This window comes from Janthinobacterium saanense (assembly GCF_014200675.1).
Taxonomy (GTDB): domain Bacteria; phylum Pseudomonadota; class Gammaproteobacteria; order Burkholderiales; family Burkholderiaceae_D; genus Janthinobacterium.
This window is the reverse complement of the sequence record NZ_JACHCI010000027.1, coordinates 25,003-39,132: the sequence shown is the minus strand read 5'-3', so window position 1 is coordinate 39,132 and position 14,130 is coordinate 25,003. Positions and strand designations below refer to the sequence as shown.

Sequence of the window (14,130 nt, the reverse complement as noted above, 5' to 3'; positions counted from 1 at the left end):
ATGACCTGCACCGTCTTCCTGCGCGGCCGCCTGTACCACTATCGGTTCCGTCTCGCGCCATTGCCCCGCGTCCAACGCAGCACCCGCGAGCGAGATAAGCGGCGCGCGCAGGCCATCGCCAATCTGGCCTACGCTGCTGCGCTGATCCGTGTGAACGGAGGGCACATCATGCCCACGCTCGATGCGCTGATCGCCGAGTGGGAAGAGATACGCGGCCCTGTGGCCAGCGCATCACATCGGCGGGGAATCAGCACGTTCAAGCGCAACCACCTGTACGGCATGGGCCCGCTGCCGATCGACCAGCTCAATACGCTTCGGGTCGAGGTAGCCCGCAATAAGCACCTGGCCACGCGCAAGCCCGCATCTGGCAACCACTGGCTGCGCATTTTGCGGCTGCTGGTGAACTGGGCCGTCAAGCGCAATGTGTTGCCGTCCTTGCCATGGGATATAGCGATGCTGCCTGAGCAAAAAACGCCCCGCAAGATTCTGCCCCTGGCGCTGACCGATGCATGGTTCAGCGCCTTGGATACCGCCACCGGCCGCAATTCCTCCGTCGGCATTGCCGTGCGGCTCATGTACGGACTGGGCCTGCGCGAATCGGAAGCGGCCAGCGCGCGCTGGGAGTGGGTGGATTGGGAGCGTGGCACCTACACGCCCGGTATCACCAAGGGCAAGGAAGCAGTGCCGATCCGTATGCCTGGCTGGCTGGCGGAGTACTTACAGGCTCGCCGCAAGGTAGAAGGGCTGGTAGCGCCATCTCGTCGACGCGGACAACTTCCAGAGGGATATGCGCGTCACGCGATGCGCAAGGCCAATGCGATCACCGGGCTCACCGGTATCACACCGCACCGGCTGCGCGGGACGTGCGCAACCCTGTTGTCCGAGGAAGGCACGCCCATTCAAACCATCCAGGCAATGATGCGGCACAAGGATTCGGCCACCACCATGCGTTATCTGGAAATCAACATGGACACCGCTGGGGCCGCACAGGACCGCATTGAATCGAAGATACGTTTCGGTGGGCGCGAATCGGGCGCGGACCTTCCCGGAGAGCCTGTAGCCACATGAAGAACCCGACAATACGAAATCATCAGTGTCAATTTCCCGGTTGCGCGCCGCTCCTGGGAAATTCGGCAGTTGCGCCGCTGGTTGCACAGCGGTTGCGCAACCAAAATCGCAACCATCAAGTTGATGCGAAGGCAATTGTTCCACGGCCCGGCGACCGCGCACGAATGCTTGCATCGAAAAGCACGAATCATAAGCAATATCAATGGGTTAGCTCTGCGCCAGGGGTTCATGCAGAACAGCTGCAGGGCAGGCCGCGCGGCGCCGTCTTCATCGAAAAATCGGACCTGTTGGAAGACCCTCTAAAAGTTACACAAACCACGGTTACACAAAAAGTTGCACAAGCGCGAACTGTGCAACCTGCCCACTTCACCAACCCCCTTCGACAGGAGATAACAATAATGCAACCAAACCCGCAACCGGACCCTGACGGCGTTCATGCCTCGGCGATTGTCCGCGTAGAAGAGGGCGCGCCTCGCCGCTTCTTTTCCGCACTTGCCGACGGGGGCATGCTCGCCTCGGCCGACAAGCCTACTGTTGGCGACATTGCTGTCTCGCCCAACTTGGGCGGCAGCTTCACCATGACCAAGGAAGCGTTTGACCTCGCCTATGAGGAATGCAACCCGGTCATCAAAGCGCGCACCACCCACAGGAAGCGGCCGCCATGCAAGTAACCCACCACCTAAAGCCGGCGGGGGTCATGGCGACGCCCATCACTTGGGTCAACTACCAGAGCGGCGGGTCGGTCTACGTTCAATTCGCCGATGGGCGGGGCCGTCTCAAGTACGGTAGTGCATCTCCTGGCGACTTCTTCCTCGAACACCCGGGCGGCGAAACAGAACTGATGAGCAAGCATGATTTTGAGCGCCGTTACGAGGTGTGCGACCCTGACCTGCGCCCGCAATTTCACCCAATGCCGCCAGCCGATGTCATCGCCGCCGCTCACCTGGTCGACCGCTACTTCGCCAAGCAAAACATTGACCAATGGGAACTTGGGCCGTGCATGTCCCGCTTCCCACGCGCGGAGCTGCAAATCAAACTGGCGGTAAATGACCACGGCCCGCGTGGGCTGTTTGAGCAAACCATCCTCTATGGCGGCCATGGTTCCGTTGATCGGCATCCAGGGGGACGGTATCGCAATAGGGACGTTGAATGTGCTTGGCAGGGCTGGAACGCACGCCCTATACCTCGCCGCGTTCTCGACAGCAGCACAGCAACGGCGAAGGGGGCCAGCGCATGACGGCCGCCAATCCCCGCGACCTGTGCATCATCGCGTGCGTGTTCTGCCGCGACCCGCAATTCTGGCAGTGGGCCGACTTCAACAGCCCTGCCGTGATCGCTTCCGCCGATGCCGCCAAAGACTTCATCACCACCACCTGCCAGGTGAAGTCGCGCGTGGAACTCGACACCAATGAAGCGGCTGGCCAGCGCTTCCATACCCTGGTGCGCGCGCCATTCCTCGCATGGAAGGAATCCCTGTGACCGCCACGACCATCCTTATCTCCATCGATGAGGCCGCCGCGCGCGGCATCAATCGGCTGCGTATGCCACGTTGGGCGAACAAGCTCGATCACCTCAAGCTCGACATAATTGATGGCCAGCCTGGGCCGTGGACGCACCTGTTTGCACCATTCAACAAAGAATGCAACGGCCACGACCCTGTCGATGTGCTGTTCACCAGGATGGACTACACCGCGCGGGTGTATCTGCCCTACGAGGGCGCGCTACCGGATTCCGATGAGTACAAAGCAGCTCAGGCAGCTTTCGAAGGTGCCATGCGCTAAACGGGAAGCCGCGCCCCGATCTGCGCGGCATCAAAAGAAAGTAATTAATGAAATTTGCACAACGCTATACCAAGGATGTTCCTGCCGGCGACTACACGCCAGCCCATAAAGCTCTCAACTCCTTTGCCATCGCGCGCGACGTTATCGGCGCGCTGCTCATCCTGGTGATGCTGCTGGCTTATTGGCCATTCCGCACCGTGCCTACCGGCTCGCGCGGCGTTGTCACCCAGTTCGGCGCCATCAAAGGTATCCAGAACGAAGGCCTGGTCATTTTGGCGCCATGGGAAAAGCTCGCACTGTTCAGCGTGCGTGCCGAGACGGCCAGCATCGAGAACGCGGATGGCAATACGTCAGATACCCAGCCGGTCAAGGTCAGCATGACCGTGCGCTACAGCATCAAGGTAGCGAAGGTGGCCGAGGTCTACGAGAAGTATAGCCATGACGGCGATCTGTCTTCCTACGTTCAAACTGCCACGCAGGAAGCGTTTAAGGCCGTGACGGCCCGCTACAACGCGCCTGACCTGATCGCCAAGCGCGCGCAAGTATCGGCTGATATCGCAACCGCGCTGTCGGTCAAGTTGGAAATGTACGGCGCCCAGGTGATCAACATCGATATGCGCAATTTCTCGTTCGGCGGCGATTACATGAAGGCGATCAGCGAAAAAGTTACCCAGGAACAGCTGCGTCTGGGCGCCGAAAACAAGTTGCGCACCGTGGAATCGGAACAGAAGCAGAAGGTGGCGATTGCCGAAGCCGAAGCGAGCGCGCTCAAGGCCAAGGCGGATGGCGAAGCGTATGCGAACTTGAAGGTAGCAACCGCCCAAGCCGATGCCCTGCGTATCCAGAACTCCGCTCTGGCCCAAAGCAAGGATGTGCTCGAACTGCGCCGCATTGAAGTCGAGAAGGTCAAGGCCGAGCGCTGGGACGGCGCCTTGCCACAGAACATGTATTCGGGCGCTCCGATCCCTTTCCTCAACATGAGCAAGTAAAAACAGTGCCGTGCGCATTGTGCGCGGCACGTCGAAAGATAACTCCATGACCAAATCCGCATCCTTCCCATTCGTCTGGCCGCACGCGATGATCTACGCCCGCCCGTCGCCGGCGATCTTCACCCGTCAGGGCTTCCATAGCTACTTCGCCAAGGCCCTGTCCGGCTTGGCGTGCCACGGGCAGACCTTCATCGATTGGCGCGGCCTGCGCCTGCCTTGTTACCTCAAGCGCAGCACCACAGCCGTGCGCCAAGCATTCCCCTTCGCCTAACCCCCTGGATTGATAATCATGCGCCTCACTCACTTCGGCATTACCACCGCCTTACTCGTCCTGACCGTTCTTCATGCGGCGGTAAGTTCCATGCAAGCAGCTCACCAGTTGCCCGTGTTCAGCTACCTCAACCTGGCGATCTTTATCCTCCCCGCCGTAGCATTGATGGTGCATGCCTACTTGCTGGTGAAAACGAAAGCAAAAAAGACTCAAGGCGCCCTGATCAAACCTTTGGCAACCTGTGCGGTTGACCCGGAACTGATAGCCATTGGTAAGGCGATGATGGAGCGCGCCGAGCGCACGGATGCGAACCACATGCGCGACGCACTGGCTTATGGCCTGTCCGTCCGCAAGGTGACTATCTCTCCTGGGGGAATGGTCGCTATCGACAACGTTGCGATCAAGGATCTCTTCAAGCAAGCGGATGTAACACCCACAAGCAAATGCGATACGAGTACCGCTGCCGAATTTATCGCCCTTGCGCACGGACAGGCCCGATTGTGGGCGGAGCTCCAGCGGCCTGACAGCGAATCAATAAACCTGGCAATTCCGTCTAAAGCGGTAATTATCGGCACGGACCTGGGGAAGGTGGGCGGCGATCACTCGGCAACTGTCAAGATCGATCGGCAAGGCCATGTTCTTGACCTCCGAACTGTTCCCAGTAAGCGGCAAGGCCATGGCGGTGCACGCAAGCGCGCCAAGGCACGCCGTGCAGAAGTCGCCGCATGAGCAGCCAGTACCGTATCGGCATACCCACGGACGTTCTTGCCGCCGGTTCGATTACGATGGGACAGCCCATCATCCACGACTTCGTGTTTCATCCGGGTCCGAACGAACTGCGCCTCACCGCAAAGGGCATGATGTACCAGGGCGAGCTGGTGGAGGACGCCGGCGCCGCATATGCTGCCCTGATGAAAGTGATGAACGCACTACAGGGTAGTCCACTGCGTGAGGACTGCGCTGTGGGGCCATTCGAGCCGCCAGCACTCATTAACGCTGTCGATGTCCTGCAGACCTCTATTGACCAGGTATGGAGTGAGGCAATGCAGGTGGCATCTCGTCTGGTCATCAAAATGACCGGCATCCCCCTTGATGCGCTGCTGGCTGGCCGTGGCGTGCGGGATCGGATGGTGGACGAAGGCGAGAACATTGCACGGGCTCTCCTCAAACTGCGGCGAGACTCCATATCACCATGCCCGGCATCGAGCGCGCTGAGTATTCATCCGTCCGTGTGGACAGACCCGGCGCTTAACTTGTTGCGGGAGGCGCGCGACACGATTGTGGACTTCGGACCGCGCGGAACGCAGGCCGAAATCATCGCTGACATCGACAAGATGCTGAAACGTGGGGTGCAAGCATGAGGGTATCCCTGCTTACCGATGCGTTGCTCGATTACTGGGTAGGGCGTGCCGAGGGCATCCCGGCCGACCAGCTGCGCATCCAGCTGGTGCCGCGCACCGATATGCTGATCTGCGTGCGCGGCGGCAAGCAGCGGTTCGACCCATCGACCAACCCGGCCGTCAGCTGGCCCATCATCGACCGCATTGGCGTGCGCATCGGCCCCTACCTGGGCGGCTGGGAAGCGACCTACTGCGGATGGCAGGCCGGCGCAACCGGGCTGGAAGCGGCCATGCGGGCCTACGTGGCGGCCGTCTTCGGCGCCGACGTGCCGGATGTGGCCCAGTCAACCTTGGGCGAGAACGTCCCAGCATGCGAAGGAACATTGTGAGCGACATCAAGATCAATACCAGCGTCAGTATCACGGCCAGCATCGAGCTCACCGAGGGCCAGCTGCGCGCACTGGATGCCTTGGCCGGCTACGGGCCTGACAATTTCTTCAAGGCCTTCTACGTGAAGCTGGGCAAGGCCTACATGCAGCCCTTCGAGCGCGATATGCGGGAGCTGTTTTCGCTTATCCGTGCACAGGTGCCGCCGGCACTGGCTGGCATCAAGGAGGCGAGGAAAGCGCTGGGCCTTAAATGATTCCAGCTACTTTTACAATGGGTAGCGCTTTGGCTATGCTGTCAGCCCGAATTGACAAACTTGTGGGCGTGGATTCGCTTCAAACCAGTGTCATGCGTCAGGTGAACAGGCTCGAAAGCGCCAGAGAACAGCTGGCCACCGCGACCGAGATAGCCGGCGCGATGCATGGCGATTACCGGATCGAGATTTTGTATCGCCGCCAGCTAGGGAAGAGCAGCATGGTACCGGTGTTGAAATGATGGGGAACTCTGGTGCCGTTTGGGTGGCCACTCATCTGGCATTGGCTTTTGGCAACTCGTCCCACCTGGTTGTATAGCAGGGCGTCTTATTGCCGGAGCGCATCGCCCAGCGCGGGGCCAGGCCTGCCGACGCGAGCGTCACCGAGTCCCGCCCGAACCGATCGTTCAGCGCATCGAGCGCCGCCATCACCTTGACAGCGGGTTCGCGCGGGCGCGCTTCATCAAACAGCACGCCCTGTAGCATGCTCTTGGGCGACAGGTCCAACAGCATCACGCCAGCCTTCTTGTAGCGGAAGCCTTCGATGAATATCCGTTCCAAGCCATGCAGGGCGGCGCCGGCCAGCACGCGACTATCGTCCGTCGGCACAATCAAGGGCACGGTCAGGCCATTGCTGTACTGCAAGTCCATTTTGCGAAAAGGGTTGGTCTGTATAAAGACGTGGACGGCCCCACAGACCGAATCCTGCGACCGCAGCTTCTCACTGGCGCGCGTGACATAGGACGTCACGGCCTGGCCCAGTTCGTCGATGCTGGCCACCATGGCGCCGAAGGACTTGGAGCTGACGATTTCCTTGCGTGGTGGCGCCACCTCTTCCAGGGCCAGGCAGGAAATGCCCCGAATCTCGTTGCATGTGCGCTCCATCACGACCCCGAACTTAGCACGCATGTCGCGCGGGCTGGCTTCTTTCAGGTCCTGCACCGAATTGATACCCATGGCGCGCAGCTTGTCGCCGATGCGCCGGCCCACGCCCCACACCTCGCCGACGTCGATGCGGGAGAATAGCCAGAACATGCGGGCGGCCGACATCGTGGAAAGATCGCACACGCTGTTGAACAGGGCAAACTTCTTGGCGATGTGGTTGGCCAGCTTTGCTTGCGTCTTCGATGCGCCCACGCCCACGCACACCGGCAGGCTGGTCCACTGGAGTATCTTGGCGCGGATATCCTGGCCCATGGCCGTAGGCGTGTCCCACAGCCCGCCCATGCCGTTCAGGCTCAGGAAGGCCTCATCGATGCTGTAGACCTCGACGTGCGGGCTGTAGGTGCGCAGGATCGTCATGATGCGGTTGCTAAAATCGGCATAGAGCGCGTAATTACTGCTCAACGCCACAATTCCGTGCTGGCGCGCCAGGTCCTGTAATTTATGCCACGGTTCCCCCATGCTCACCCCGAGCGCCTTCACCTCATTCGACCTGGCCACGGCGCATCCGTCATTGTTCGACAGCACCACCACCGGAACATCACGCAGCCGCGGATTCATCGCCCGCTCACATGACACGTAGCAATTATTGACGTCCACCAGGGCGAACAGCTGGGCGCGCGCATCAGCCATGGCTAGACCCGCAACTTGCGCACCACGCCAGTGACGACACCCCACACCTGCAGTTCGTTGCCTTCCACCAAGCGTATCGGCTTGAATGCGGGATTTTCAGGATGCAGTTCGATGACCCCGTGCTGGCGGTACAGGCGCTTGAGCGTATATTCGCCATCGATGACGGCCAGCACGTAGTGGCCGTGCGCAGCTGTAACTGAACGGTCCACCAGCACGATGTCGCCATCCAGGATGCCCACCCCGGACAAACTCATGCCCACCACCTTGAAAAAGAACGATGCTTCCTTGTGCTGGACCATGAAGGTATTCAGGTCCAGGCCCTTTTCCGTATAGTCGGCCGCCGGCGACGGGAATCCAGCGGGAATTTTCTGGCAGAACAGCGGCCGTGATGCCAGCGGCGCGAGTTGCGCGGCGGGCGTGCCGGGCTGGAGTACGCCAGAACTAGCCGGAATGGGGGGGAAGATGGTCATTTTGGTTACTTTATACTGTGTTTTTATACAGTATAGCGGTTTACTTTGGATACCGGAAGGAGCCTGTGCGGGAAAATCCGCGCGATTTTGTTCTGGCGAAACCCGCACAAATGGCCGTAAAATTCGCCTCAATTCGATAGTCTGAATAACTGTCTCTTGCGTAAAGAGGCCTGAAATAGGCACTTTCAAGGGGTCGAAGGATGGTGAATCGCTGCCCGCAAGCTGGGGCAGGGAGTCGCATGCTATATGCGAGCAGGGGACGCAGAGCGTTACGGACACTACCCTTCCGGGGGCGGGCCACTCCCGCTCTATAGGCTGCAAGCCGATATCAGCAATCGGCCATCATCAAATGGCGGTAGTCCGCCACGGAAAGCCCAGTCGATGACAAGTCGCCTGGGCTTTTTTAATGGTCGGTCCACACAGGCGCCGCCCATTCCCCCGAATTCAACGCGGAAACGTACATGTCGAAAAGCAAAGTTACCATCAAGCCGTCTTCCTTGCCGATGGCGTCGCCCCTCGGCTTCATCATCCTGCTGGGATTGCTACTGGACCGCCTGGCCGCGCCGGGCTGGGCTTGGGGCGTGTTGGGCACGGTTGCAGTATTGCTGGCCATCGTGTTCCTCCAGCAGCGCGTGTATGGCGTCGAGCGCGACGTTCCCGGCTTTGGCGATGCGACGGAAGAAATTGATCTTCCAGCCAAAGGCTAAATAATCAACGACTTACGGCGATTGGTAAATTTTCTCAGGTAGGACCGGGCATTTATTTACCAGGCATATCTGCCATTCAACCATTTCACCGTTGTGTCTGATCCTTCAGGCACTGGCCCCGGCGCAGCAATGCGTGCGGGGCCTTCTATTTTGGACTGCCGTGAAAACCACCCGTCAATGCCACCACCAGCCCGATGCGCGGCAGGACGAGCGCCCGCTGACGATCGATGAGGCGCGCCACCCGTTGTTGCCCTGGTTGCCGGCTGACGATGCGCCGGATGACTACGAGGACGTCGAGTACGCCGCCCGCTGGGTGCGATCGCATGCGCCAGTCGCCTCGATCGGGACCTTGCAGGTGCCAAGCACGACTGCGGAGAGGCCACGGCAGAAACAACACAAGAAGGCGCAGTAATCCATGGCAGCAGCAGAAAGAAAGGCGATCGACTGGGACCTGGTCGAGGCGGACTGGCGCGCCGGCGTCAAGACCAAGCAGCAGATGGCCGTGCAGTACGGCGTATCGCGCGCGGCCATGGACAAGCGCTTCACGAAGCTGGGTATCACGCGCAACCTGACCGAGAAGATACGCGCCAAGACGCAATCGATCATCGCGCATGCCGCGATGCCGGACCCGGCACCCGATCTGCCGCCGGCGCAAGAGCGCGATATTGTCGAGGCCAATGCCGCGATGCAGTCGCAGATTATCCTGGCGCACCGCACCGACATTCAGCGCGCCCGAAAGCTGTCGAGCAGTCTGCTTGCTGAGCTGGAATTCCAGACGGACAACAGGGACCTGCTGCACCAGCTGGCGGAAGCCATGTGCCAGCCCGACGAGAAAGGCCAGAACAAGCGCCTGGAGCTATTCGAGAAGGTCATTTCGCTGAGCACGCGCTCTTCCACCATGAAGACGCTGGCCGACTCCCTGCGCAGCTTGGTTGCAATGGAACGCCAGGCGTTCGGCATGGATGATAAGGATAACGAAGACCTCGGCAGTGGCGTAGAGGATGCCATCCGCCGTGTGGCGGCCAAGCATGGCGAGTAGCAACCGCCAGGCGGAATTCGATCGGACGATTGAAGCGCTGCGAAACGATATCGAATTGCACTGCGAAACCTGTATGTACGTGCAGGACAAGGAGGGCAAGAAGGTCCCGTTGCGCTTCAATCGGGCGCAGCGCTACATTCACGCCAAGATCGAGGAACAACGCCAGCGCACCGGCAAAGTGCGCGCGATCATCCTCAAGGGCCGTCAGCAGGGCGCTTCGACTTACATCGGCGCGCGCTTTTACTGCATCAGCAGCATCAATTTCGGCCGCAACGCGTTCATCGTAGCCCACGAGCAGAAGGCGACTGACAACCTGTTCAAGATGGTGAAGCGGTATCACCAGCACAACGTTTTCTCGCCGTCCACCAGTGCGACGAACAGCAAGGAACTGGTCTTCAACCGGCTCGACGGCGGCTACAAGCTCGCCACGGCTGGTTCCAAGGACGTGGGCCGCTCCAACACGGCCCAGCTGCTACACGCCTCGGAATTTGCCTTCTGGGACAACGCCATCATGCACATGGCGGGTCTGGGCAATGCGATTTCGGACATGGACGGCACCGAAATCATTATCGAGTCCACGGCCAATGGTGTCGGCGGCCCCTTCCACCAGATGTGGCAGGACGCAGAAGCCGGTATAGGCGAGTACATCGCCATTTTCGTGCCCTGGTTCTGGCAGGACGAATACCGCGCGGCCGTGCCGGCAGACTTCGAGCTGTCGGCCGCCGACACGAAGTACATGGAGACTTATGGCCTGGATATGGCTCAGATGGCCTGGCGTGCTAACAAGATCATCACCTATGGCCAGTCGATGGCCTGGCTGTTCGATCAGGAGTATCCCGCCACGGCGGCGCTGGCGTTCAAGTCGGCCACCACCGACCCGCTGATCAACCCCACCGACGTCATGGCGGCCATCGCCAGCGACTACCGCGCGATGATGGGTCCGCTGATCATCGGCTGCGACCCAGCCGAATACGGCCCGGACCGCACGGCGATCGCGTTCAGGCGCGGCCGCGTGGTGTTCCGCCTGGAGGTGTACGAGAAAAAGGGGCCGATGGAAGTAGCCGGCATCCTGGCGGCGCACTGGAAGCAATATCAGCCTGACGGCATGCTGGTCGACAAGATCGGCATTGGCAGCGGCATCGTGGACCGGCTCAAGGAGTTGAACATTCCTGTCATTGGGGTGAACAGCGCATCGAAGGCCGAGGATAGTGAAACCTATGCGAATAAGCGTGCGGAAATGTGGTATCGCATGAAGGAATGGGTGGAAGACCAACCCTGCACATTGCCGCCGAACCCGGCACTGGTCGCCGATATGTCGGCGCCCAAGTACAAAACCAGCTCGAACGGTCGCAAGCTGGTCGAATCGAAGGATGAAATGAAGGCGCGCCAGGTCCGGTCCCCCGATCTGGCCGACGCAATCGCACTCACCTTTGCGGAGCACATCGCGCCGATCAGCGCGGCATCCGAACATCGAGGCGGCCAGCAGCATTACCGCTCGCCCACAAGCGCCGGGTATTGAGCAGCGCCCCATTCACAGACAGCCACCCTTGAGGTGGCTTTTTTTATGAGCATCCCCATGACAGACAGCACCGTACCTGAGCAAGGCCAGCTCGGCGCCATGGCCCAAGCCATGCTCAACGCGCAGGCCGCAGCGCAGCGCGAAGCCGAGCGGCGGGAATACGAAAGCGCCGCGCAGGAAGCGCTGATGTCCGAAGAGCCCGGCGCGCCCGCATTTAAAACGCTGGCGGGCTTGGGCGCAGTGTGGCTGGCTGAGTTTGCCCAGGCAGAGCAAGAACGTCGCGAGACAGAGTTGCGGTGGTTACAGGACCTGCGCCAGTATCGCGGCCAGTATGACCCCGATATTGAAGCCGAAATGGACGCGGACCGTTCAAAGGCCTTCGTGCGCAAGACGCGCGTAAAGGTCAAGACGGTCGATTCGCGTGTATTTGATCTGCTGTTCCCAGCCAACGCTGACCGCAACTGGTCGATCGAGCCTACGCCTGTTCCGACGGTTGCGCCGGAAACCGAGGCGAAGATCACGGCCGAGTTGACCCAGGTGTTGCAGCGCAAGCCCGGGGTGGACGAGATCAAGGCCGCCATCAAGCACATGGTGGATGCTGCGGCCAAGGCCATGTCGAAAACGATCGATGACCAGCTCACCGAATCGCGCTACAAGAAGTCGGCCCGCGCCGTAATCCATTCCGGTCATCTGTACGGCACGGGAATTTTGAAGGCGCCGCTGATCGAGCGCAAGGTGCGGACCCGCTTCATCCATAAGGATGGCAAGTGGCAGTCGATCACGGAATCGTATGTCGTGCCATTCGTGGATTATGTGCCGCTGTGGCGCTTCTTCCCGGACATGAGCGCGACCGAGCTGGAAAACTGCCGCTATGTGTATGAACGCCACGTCCTGAGCAAGGCGGCCACGCTGGCCCTGGCTGAGCGCAAGAGTTTTGATGCCGACAAGATACGCGAATACGTGCTGTCGAACCCAGACGGCTCGCATCAGCGCAAGGCCTACGACGAAGAGCTGCGCCAAGTCGGCGAGCGCGGCGCCACCAAGAACGCCGACGGCCAGTACGAGATTCTGGAGCGGTGGGGATGGGTCGATGCCGTCCAGCTGGCGGCGTGCGGGGTTGAAGTGCCGCAAGAGCGCATGCATGAAACGTTCTTCGCCAACGTGTGGCTGCTGCCGAACGGTGAGGTGGTGCGCGCCGCCCTGCAGCCCATCAACGGCGTGACCTGGCCTTACCACCTGTACTACTTCGACAAGGATGAGACATCGATCTTTGGCGAAGGCCTGGCCACCATCATGCGCGACGATCAAACCATGATCAATGCGGGTGTGCGCATGATCTTGGACAACGCCGCCCTGACCGCCGGTCCGCAGTTTGAAGTGAATATGGATTTGATGTCACCGACGGAAAAAGCCGATCGCATGCATCCGTTCAAGTTGTGGTATCGCAATGGCAAGGATGCCGCCTCGCCGGCCGTGCGCGTGCTCAATATCCCGGGCAAGCTCGAAGAGTTATATCCGATCGTCAACATGTTCGAAACCAATGCCGATGAGGTCACGGCCGTACCGCGCTACATGGGTGGTGAAAATCCGACCCAAGGCGCCGCCGGCACTGCCTCGGGCCTATCCATGCTGATGGGCAATACGTCGGTCGTCATGAAGGACCTGATCAACGGCTATGACGAGGGCATTACCACCCCGTTCATCAATGCGCTGTATTGCTGGAACATGCAGTTCAATAAGGATAACGACATCAAGGGAGATTACAACATCAAGGCGCGTGGCAGCGCCTCCCTGGTAGCCAAGGAGATCCGCGCCCAGCAGCTCGATGCGTTCTCCGCGCAGACGGCCAATCCGCTCGATGCGCCGTTCATCAAACGCGAAAAACTGTTGCGCCAGCGTGCCGAAGCACACGACCTGGTCGACGTCGTCAAAACGGAAGAAGAAGTCATTGCGGAACAAAGCAACGAATTGGCCAAACAGCAGCAGCAACTGGCCCAGCAGCAGCAGGAGCTGGACATGAAACTGAAAATGGCCAACCTCGACAAGCTGACTGCCCAGGTGCAAGAGGTGCTGGCGAATGCACGCCTGAAAAATGCCGACGCCGCCGCGAAAAATGTGGGCGCCGTGTATGCCGCCACGCAAGCGGCCGGGGTGGCCGCCACCAATCCGACGATTGCGCCGGGCGCCGACAATATCCTCAAGTCGTCCGGCTGGGAAGATGCTGCTGCGCCACAACAGATGCCGCAAGCGCCCCAGGATACCTTGCCGGCGGCACCGCCGCCCGGCAACGATCTGCCGACGCCAGTGCCCGGCAACGCGCCGGAGCCAGAAGCGCCGAATGCTGCCGTACCAGCCATGGCTGGGCCGGGCGAGGGCATGCAGGCGGGTATCGAAACGCAGGCGATCGACTGATGGCCGACCAAACGCAACTGAATGCGGCCGCTGTTGATGCGCTGGTCACGGTGCGGGCCTATCGCGGTACCGATCTGTACATGGCGATGATCAAGTTGCTCGACAGCATAGCTGCACTGCACCTGGAAACGCTTGCCAGCGCTCCAGTGGACGTGGTGCCGAGGACCCAAGGCGCCTTGTCCCAGGTACGCAAGCTGCGCCAGGCCATGGTGAGCACCAATCAGCACGACTCCCCGATCGGGTAACTCCCGACACGATTCTTTGACCCCTGAGTAATCAGGACAGCCAGAGCCACTCCTGACCGGGTGGCTTTTTTTAT

The 14,130-nt window shown here is 60.3% G+C and carries 20 protein-coding genes; 18 read left to right on the top strand and 2 right to left on the bottom strand.

Going from position 1 to position 14,130, the window contains the following annotated elements:
* From HDE72_RS25305 to HDE72_RS25250, 12 genes are read left to right on the top strand one after another with little or no spacing between them, the layout of a single operon-like run.
* Nucleotides 1–1,068 carry a tyrosine-type recombinase/integrase gene (locus tag HDE72_RS25305; RefSeq protein WP_183747756.1) on the top strand — a complete coding sequence of 356 codons (1,068 nt, stop codon included), beginning with the start codon at nt 1–3 and terminating at the stop codon, nt 1,066–1,068.
* Nucleotides 1,065–1,739: a hypothetical protein gene (locus tag HDE72_RS25300; protein ID WP_183747753.1), complete on the top strand. Its 675-nt coding sequence runs from the start codon at nt 1,065–1,067 to the stop codon at nt 1,737–1,739. The genes HDE72_RS25305 and HDE72_RS25300 overlap by 4 nt, the downstream gene beginning before the upstream one ends.
* Nucleotides 1,740–1,765: 26 nt before the next feature.
* Nucleotides 1,766–2,305: a hypothetical protein gene (locus tag HDE72_RS25295; protein WP_183747750.1), complete on the top strand. Its 540-nt coding sequence runs from the start codon at nt 1,766–1,768 to the stop codon at nt 2,303–2,305.
* Complete coding sequence (locus tag HDE72_RS25290) at nt 2,302–2,547, top strand: hypothetical protein (protein WP_183747747.1); 246 nt, start codon at nt 2,302–2,304, stop codon at nt 2,545–2,547. The genes HDE72_RS25295 and HDE72_RS25290 overlap by 4 nt, the downstream gene beginning before the upstream one ends.
* On the top strand, nt 2,544–2,849 hold the full coding sequence (locus HDE72_RS25285) for a hypothetical protein (protein ID WP_183747744.1): 306 nt from the start codon (nt 2,544–2,546) through the stop codon (nt 2,847–2,849). Before HDE72_RS25290 ends, HDE72_RS25285 begins: the two co-directional genes overlap by 4 nt.
* Nucleotides 2,850–2,896: 47 nt before the next feature.
* The gene (locus HDE72_RS25280) at nt 2,897–3,838 is read left to right on the top strand and encodes a prohibitin family protein (RefSeq protein WP_183747741.1); all 942 of its coding nucleotides are present in this window, start codon (nt 2,897–2,899) and stop codon (nt 3,836–3,838) included.
* Nucleotides 3,839–3,884: 46 nt separating this feature from the next.
* Nucleotides 3,885–4,109 (top strand): hypothetical protein, encoded by a 225-nt coding sequence (locus HDE72_RS25275; RefSeq protein ID WP_183747737.1) that lies wholly within the window; start codon nt 3,885–3,887, stop codon nt 4,107–4,109.
* 18 nt (nt 4,110–4,127) lie between these two features.
* Entirely contained in the window at nt 4,128–4,838 is a 711-nt protein-coding gene (locus tag HDE72_RS25270; RefSeq protein ID WP_183747734.1) for a hypothetical protein, read from the top strand.
* Nucleotides 4,835–5,470, top strand: a complete 636-nt coding sequence (locus HDE72_RS25265; RefSeq protein ID WP_183747731.1) for a hypothetical protein — start codon at nt 4,835–4,837, stop codon at nt 5,468–5,470. Before HDE72_RS25270 ends, HDE72_RS25265 begins: the two co-directional genes overlap by 4 nt.
* Nucleotides 5,467–5,838, top strand: coding sequence for a phage protein NinX family protein (locus HDE72_RS25260; RefSeq protein ID WP_183747728.1), 372 nt, complete (start codon nt 5,467–5,469; stop codon nt 5,836–5,838). Before HDE72_RS25265 ends, HDE72_RS25260 begins: the two co-directional genes overlap by 4 nt.
* Nucleotides 5,835–6,092 (top strand): hypothetical protein, encoded by a 258-nt coding sequence (locus HDE72_RS25255; protein WP_260176923.1) that lies wholly within the window; start codon nt 5,835–5,837, stop codon nt 6,090–6,092. The genes HDE72_RS25260 and HDE72_RS25255 overlap by 4 nt, the downstream gene beginning before the upstream one ends.
* Nucleotides 6,089–6,331, top strand: a complete 243-nt coding sequence (locus tag HDE72_RS25250) for a hypothetical protein (protein WP_183747725.1) — start codon at nt 6,089–6,091, stop codon at nt 6,329–6,331. Before HDE72_RS25255 ends, HDE72_RS25250 begins: the two co-directional genes overlap by 4 nt.
* A gap of 31 nt (nt 6,332–6,362) precedes the next feature.
* Here HDE72_RS25250 and HDE72_RS25245 read toward each other — a convergent pair whose 3' ends face one another.
* Both HDE72_RS25245 and HDE72_RS25240 read right to left on the bottom strand, forming a co-directional pair.
* Nucleotides 6,363–7,664, bottom strand: coding sequence for a Y-family DNA polymerase (locus HDE72_RS25245; RefSeq protein WP_183747723.1), 1,302 nt, complete (start codon nt 7,662–7,664; stop codon nt 6,363–6,365).
* Nucleotides 7,665–7,666: 2 nt separating this feature from the next.
* Entirely contained in the window at nt 7,667–8,134 is a 468-nt protein-coding gene (locus tag HDE72_RS25240) for a LexA family protein (protein WP_183747721.1), read from the bottom strand.
* Nucleotides 8,135–8,595: 461 nt separating this feature from the next.
* On the opposite strand from HDE72_RS25240, the gene HDE72_RS25235 reads away from it, so the two are divergent.
* The 6 genes from HDE72_RS25235 (at nt 8,596) to HDE72_RS25210 (ending at nt 14,056) form a co-directional block, all read left to right on the top strand.
* Entirely contained in the window at nt 8,596–8,841 is a 246-nt protein-coding gene (locus HDE72_RS25235) for a hypothetical protein (protein WP_183747720.1), read from the top strand.
* Between the two features lie 160 nt (nt 8,842–9,001).
* Entirely contained in the window at nt 9,002–9,253 is a 252-nt protein-coding gene (locus HDE72_RS25230; protein ID WP_183747718.1) for a hypothetical protein, read from the top strand.
* A gap of 3 nt (nt 9,254–9,256) precedes the next feature.
* Complete coding sequence (locus tag HDE72_RS25225; protein WP_183747716.1) at nt 9,257–9,880, top strand: hypothetical protein; 624 nt, start codon at nt 9,257–9,259, stop codon at nt 9,878–9,880.
* The gene (locus tag HDE72_RS25220; protein ID WP_183747714.1) at nt 9,870–11,399 is read left to right on the top strand and encodes a hypothetical protein; all 1,530 of its coding nucleotides are present in this window, start codon (nt 9,870–9,872) and stop codon (nt 11,397–11,399) included. The genes HDE72_RS25225 and HDE72_RS25220 overlap by 11 nt, the downstream gene beginning before the upstream one ends.
* Before the next feature lie 57 nt (nt 11,400–11,456).
* Nucleotides 11,457–13,811, top strand: a complete 2,355-nt coding sequence (locus tag HDE72_RS25215; protein ID WP_260176913.1) for a portal protein — start codon at nt 11,457–11,459, stop codon at nt 13,809–13,811.
* A complete protein-coding gene (locus HDE72_RS25210; protein WP_183747708.1) occupies nt 13,811–14,056 on the top strand; it encodes a hypothetical protein in 246 nt (81 codons plus the stop codon). Before HDE72_RS25215 ends, HDE72_RS25210 begins: the two co-directional genes overlap by 1 nt.
* Nucleotides 14,057–14,130: the final 74 nt, after the last annotated feature.